We start from the raw sequence: 4,070 nt of genomic DNA, 5'->3' as shown, positions 1-4,070 counted from the left end.
GTCCCCCAACAGTCGCTACCGCAAAATTCAAGCAAGTTTGCAGGAGGGACACGATTGGCAAAGGTTTCTGGTGCTGTACCACGAGTGCTGATTCGATGTTTTCGGGATTGCCAACCTGCCAGAAAAGACCCAAGGGCAATCATAAAGATGGGAGTCTGCTCATCGTCACCACACTCTGTTTGAATTTACAAAAGACAACAAAGCAGCGTAGAATTTTTCGCCGTTGGCTCCCCGCAAAAGCTCACCATAGCCAAGGTGCCAAGCAGAGCACAGAAGATATGAATATGAATAAGACCACGAACGCAGCCCACCACTGCAGCATCACTCATTAAGCAGGAGCAACAACATGGCAAAACCAAAACAACGACCGACAGCATGATTTGCGAAACAAGGAGTAACCACTGAGAATCTTCCTTACAACATGGTTATCTATTTCACCCAAAATCCGGCTGAAGGATCGACTCCAATACGCTGGCACGGTATCTACCAAACCAACGCCGGTGCTGTCGAATTCGACGTGTCCAACATAGCTGAACTGCCACTGGTGATATCAGAAAGCGGGGATTGGAAATGATCACAAAGAAGCCCCGCAACTTGCCGCTGACGCTCAATAAAAACGCAAAGGAAAAACACAATCCAAATTGCGTGTAACTCCGTGAAAACAAGCACTTTCAACAGATCAACTTTTGCTATATTCAAGCCGCCATGGTCTCTCTACGATGCTTCTGCCCTTGCCGACTACTCTTTATATCTACCACCGAACAAGGCTTGCGGTAATCCATATAAAAGTCAGCAAAACACCCAGCCAACGGGCAAACACGACCCGGAGGGCAATCATGCTCAACCGCACATTGTTCTTGCGTTTGATCGGTTAAAACCATCGTGTGAGCCTCTTCACACCGGCCAATAGGCGAATCCAAATAGCTCATCATATACTCCTTCAAATCTGGCACTCTCATGATAAACCTCATTAAAACAATACCCTTCCTCACCTCACTACCAGTATAGACCAGTTAATAAAGCTTACAATGTGAGCAAAATAAAATTTGCGAGCGCAGCTTGGCTGTTGTGCCGTGCGATCAAAATCGCTGGCCGCCATTAATCATGAATTCCTGCTTTCCTCCCGATCGCGCCATCGAATTTATGAATCAAGTGAATATCGCTGAAGAGGAAGCTTGACGCTCAGGTCCAGTCAATAATCATCTGAAACGGAGTCGTAGCGGTTGATTGCTCTCACCCATTCCTTCATTTGTACTTTTATTAATACCTCAAGCTCTGCCAGGTCGTTTTTATCGACCAGGCCTTTTTCAACGAGAAAGCCATAGAATTTCTTGATGCTCGCTGCCGAGCTTTTTATGCTTGCCTGGCTCGCCATCGCCTTTCTGATAAACCAATAGCCGAGAAACATGCTGACGCTGCCGATGCCGTCTTTTGCTTCGATGGCCTCTTCGTAAAGAAGATAAACGTTTATGTAAAAATCGATGTTGGATAGATGCTTGTCGATTGTTTTTTCTGTCAAACCGGATGACTTCAACCAAGCATCAAATTCTGTCAGTAATATTTCGTTAGACTTTCTGATCGCGTCGCACTTTTTTTCATACTGCTTGTACTTATCCATGGTCGGAACCCAATGACGTTGCTACGAAGAAAACACATCAAACCCGGCGAGAAGGTATTGCTCTCCCTCGCGGTTTCTCAGGTGGATCTGATCATCGAACACCTTCCCATTCAAGAAGGGTTGCTCGACACACTGTATCACTCAAGAGTTTGGGACGGCATTGTCAAAGTGCGGTGTTCGCTTGCTGAACTCGCAGAGCTTGTTGGCTATGTCGAAACTGAAGTGCTCAACACGACTGACATCCGTCTGCGTGAGGCTTTTGAAGCCATCGCGCAGGCGATCACGAAAGTTGAGCAGTGTTATTGGGTGCGTCCAAAACTGGTGCGCGTGGCGTTACGCAGCCATCCTGACCACGACATCGTTGAACACTGATCCGATTGAACGGCACGATCAAACAACGCCAGTCTTGCCTCAAGCGGCTGCGCGAATCATGGCTCATCGCTGCTATCAACCATGTCAAGCTTGAACTGCCACCCTTCGAAGGTCAGTAGCATCTCGCCAAATGCCGGCCATGAGATTTCCCGGCCATCAACGATGATGACGGGAGTGCGATCAGTTCCGGAATAGTCGCCGCCAATTCGACCGCGCACCGTCTGATCAGCAATTTGAAGCCCATGCCGCTCATCCCCAGTAATATGCTTGATGGACAGCATTCGACGTATTTTCAAAACCAACTGTCCCAGCAAGGCGAACAAATCGTCTTCCGGATCACCGATTATTTGACATTCATAGCCGCCACCTTGTCGACTCCCGTCGCGAAGCTCAAAGGCTTCAAGAGAGACAATGCTCCCAAGGAGGCGTGCCTGAAAATGGAATTGATGTGTTTCACCGGCGCAATCCGTTATCCCGATAGGTTCGAGCCGGATGTTTTCAAAATCATGCACACCACACCGTTTCGCAACCTCGGCATTGAAACATCGAGTGCAGAGCAATCGATAGCCACTGTCGTAGGAGCCGTAGTGGATGATGTCGTAGCTGGGAACAGTTTCGCCACATCCTTCGCAAGTATCTACCGGATTGGGCATGGTTTATTCTTCGAAATCACCGTATTGGGGAGGCGAATCGCCCTTTGATGCGATCAAGAGGGGGTAAGCCAAGTCGGGTGTGGCAAATTTATCTTTACCAGGGTGATTTCATGCCACCACTCATCACCATAATCGAACCGATATTCGAACTTCTGCTTTAGCTGAAGACACAAGTTGTCAATACGGGTGATGTCCGTCTTGTCTTCTGTTTCTGAATACTGGCAGCCATATCGCCTTGCTCCAGCCACCCGGTTGTAGTAGCTGGTAGAGGTTGGCTTGCTGGAGAAGTAAAAAGAATACAAGTGCTCCTCTTCACGATCAAAGGCCCTGAAGATGGCGTGATGAAGCGTCGTCAGCGTTTGATCTCCGCGTATCGCTATCTTTCGCCAGATTCGCTTGTTGTACTTGAGCGCAACTTTGAGCACGAAAATTGAATTCTCAACCGGCAACATAAATCAGACCTCTTCAATATACACGACAGCGGCCTTGAGTTTCGAGCTGGCGTGGAACGTGACCACGCGGCGTGCAGTGATCGGGGCTTCGACGCCGGTCTTTGGGTTGCGTCCAGGGCGCTGCGGCTTGTCGCGTAACTGAAAATTCCCGAAGCCGGAAAGCTTGACGCTGTCCCCACCGACGAGCGCCGTTCGAACTTCGTCGAAAAATGCCTCCACCATGTCCTTCGCTTCGCGTTTGTTGAGTCCGACTTTTTCGAACAACTGGTCGGCCAACTCGGCCTTGGTCAATGTGATTCCCACGTTACCCCCCTTTAATTATGAATTGCCGTAACCGTTTCGTTCAATGCACCGTCGGTGCCTGCAACGTACCGTCCGCTCCGCAGCATTTTTTGTATTTCAAGCCACTGCCGCAGTGGCATGGCTCGTTCCGTCCGACCTTCGGCCCACCCGCTAGAACTTGCTCGAATTCCCGACGGCTACCGGTAGATAAATCGTCTCCGGCCTGTCCAGCCGTCTGTAATCCGCGGTTCTCTTGCCAATAGGCATGAATTTTCAGTAGCGACGGCTCGATTTCATTCACCCACTTCTCTGCTTCACCGCTGGTGATGTCAATCTCGACAATGTCCTCGATGACTAAGCTTAGAAATGGGGCGAACCATGTCGGATGCTTGATGGCTAGCTGACTCCACGCGTCGTCGTTGAACTGAAAGCCAGCAATAAAGCCTTCGCTCCACTCAGCCGCTCCCCATTGATCACTCTGCCAAAATATTGGCTCGAAGGATGACGGATCAGTGTAGAAGGTATGAGTCACGGCGTTGTAGTGCCGCATGATGAGCGAAATGATCCTGTTGGCCTGTGCCTCGCTTTCAAACTGCGCCTCGGCTTCTCCATCATCCATGTCCCACACCCAGGGTAGCCATCAATGCTCTCAACCTAACAGACCGTTTGCATATTTCGTTGAATTTCTGAAGA

The 4,070-nt window shown here is 49.5% G+C and carries 7 protein-coding genes; 2 read left to right on the top strand and 5 right to left on the bottom strand.

What is annotated here, in order from left to right; translation table 11 throughout:
- A partial coding sequence (locus ACOYNV_RS26230) for a hypothetical protein (protein ID WP_422902763.1) occupies positions 1–332 on the top strand: 332 nt, incomplete at its 5' end.
- Positions 333–1,192: 860 nt separating this feature from the next.
- Here the strand turns inward: ACOYNV_RS26230 and ACOYNV_RS26225 are convergent.
- A complete protein-coding gene (locus ACOYNV_RS26225; protein WP_422902762.1) occupies positions 1,193–1,618 on the bottom strand; it encodes a hypothetical protein in 426 nt (141 codons plus the stop codon).
- A 12-nt stretch (positions 1,619–1,630) separates the two neighbouring features.
- Here ACOYNV_RS26225 and ACOYNV_RS26220 point away from each other — a divergent pair, with 12 nt between their 5' ends.
- A complete protein-coding gene (locus tag ACOYNV_RS26220; protein ID WP_422902761.1) occupies positions 1,631–1,990 on the top strand; it encodes a hypothetical protein in 360 nt (119 codons plus the stop codon).
- A gap of 56 nt (positions 1,991–2,046) precedes the next feature.
- Here the strand turns inward: ACOYNV_RS26220 and ACOYNV_RS26215 are convergent, their stop codons facing one another.
- From ACOYNV_RS26215 to ACOYNV_RS26200, 4 genes are read right to left on the bottom strand one after another with little or no spacing between them, the layout of a single operon-like run.
- Positions 2,047–2,643 (bottom strand): DUF7686 domain-containing protein, encoded by a 597-nt coding sequence (locus ACOYNV_RS26215; RefSeq protein WP_422902760.1) that lies wholly within the window; start codon positions 2,641–2,643, stop codon positions 2,047–2,049.
- A gap of 53 nt (positions 2,644–2,696) precedes the next feature.
- Positions 2,697–3,095, bottom strand: coding sequence for an IS1096 element passenger TnpR family protein (locus ACOYNV_RS26210; RefSeq protein WP_422902759.1), 399 nt, complete (start codon positions 3,093–3,095; stop codon positions 2,697–2,699).
- Between the two features lie 3 nt (positions 3,096–3,098).
- Positions 3,099–3,398: an integration host factor subunit alpha gene (locus ACOYNV_RS26205; RefSeq protein WP_422902758.1), complete on the bottom strand. Its 300-nt coding sequence runs from the start codon at positions 3,396–3,398 to the stop codon at positions 3,099–3,101.
- Between the two features lie 40 nt (positions 3,399–3,438).
- The gene (locus ACOYNV_RS26200; protein WP_422902757.1) at positions 3,439–4,005 is read right to left on the bottom strand and encodes a UPF0149 family protein; all 567 of its coding nucleotides are present in this window, start codon (positions 4,003–4,005) and stop codon (positions 3,439–3,441) included.
- Positions 4,006–4,070 lie beyond the last annotated feature (65 nt).

The sequence above is a fragment of the Propionivibrio sp. genome (assembly GCF_049316945.1).
Lineage (GTDB): Bacteria > Pseudomonadota > Gammaproteobacteria > Burkholderiales > Rhodocyclaceae > Propionivibrio.
This window is presented reverse-complemented; position numbering and strand designations above follow the sequence as displayed.

What these genes read in the sequence shown, in the direction of transcription:
- ACOYNV_RS26225 (WP_422902762.1), bottom strand. Translation starts at nt 1,618, where the DNA reads ATGGATAAGTACAAGCAGTATGAAAAAAAGTGCGACGCGATCAGAAAG.
- ACOYNV_RS26220 (WP_422902761.1), top strand. Translation starts at nt 1,631, where the DNA reads ATGACGTTGCTACGAAGAAAACACATCAAACCCGGCGAGAAGGTATTG.
- ACOYNV_RS26215 (WP_422902760.1), bottom strand. Translation starts at nt 2,643, where the DNA reads ATGCCCAATCCGGTAGATACTTGCGAAGGATGTGGCGAAACTGTTCCC.
- ACOYNV_RS26210 (WP_422902759.1), bottom strand. Translation starts at nt 3,095, where the DNA reads ATGTTGCCGGTTGAGAATTCAATTTTCGTGCTCAAAGTTGCGCTCAAG.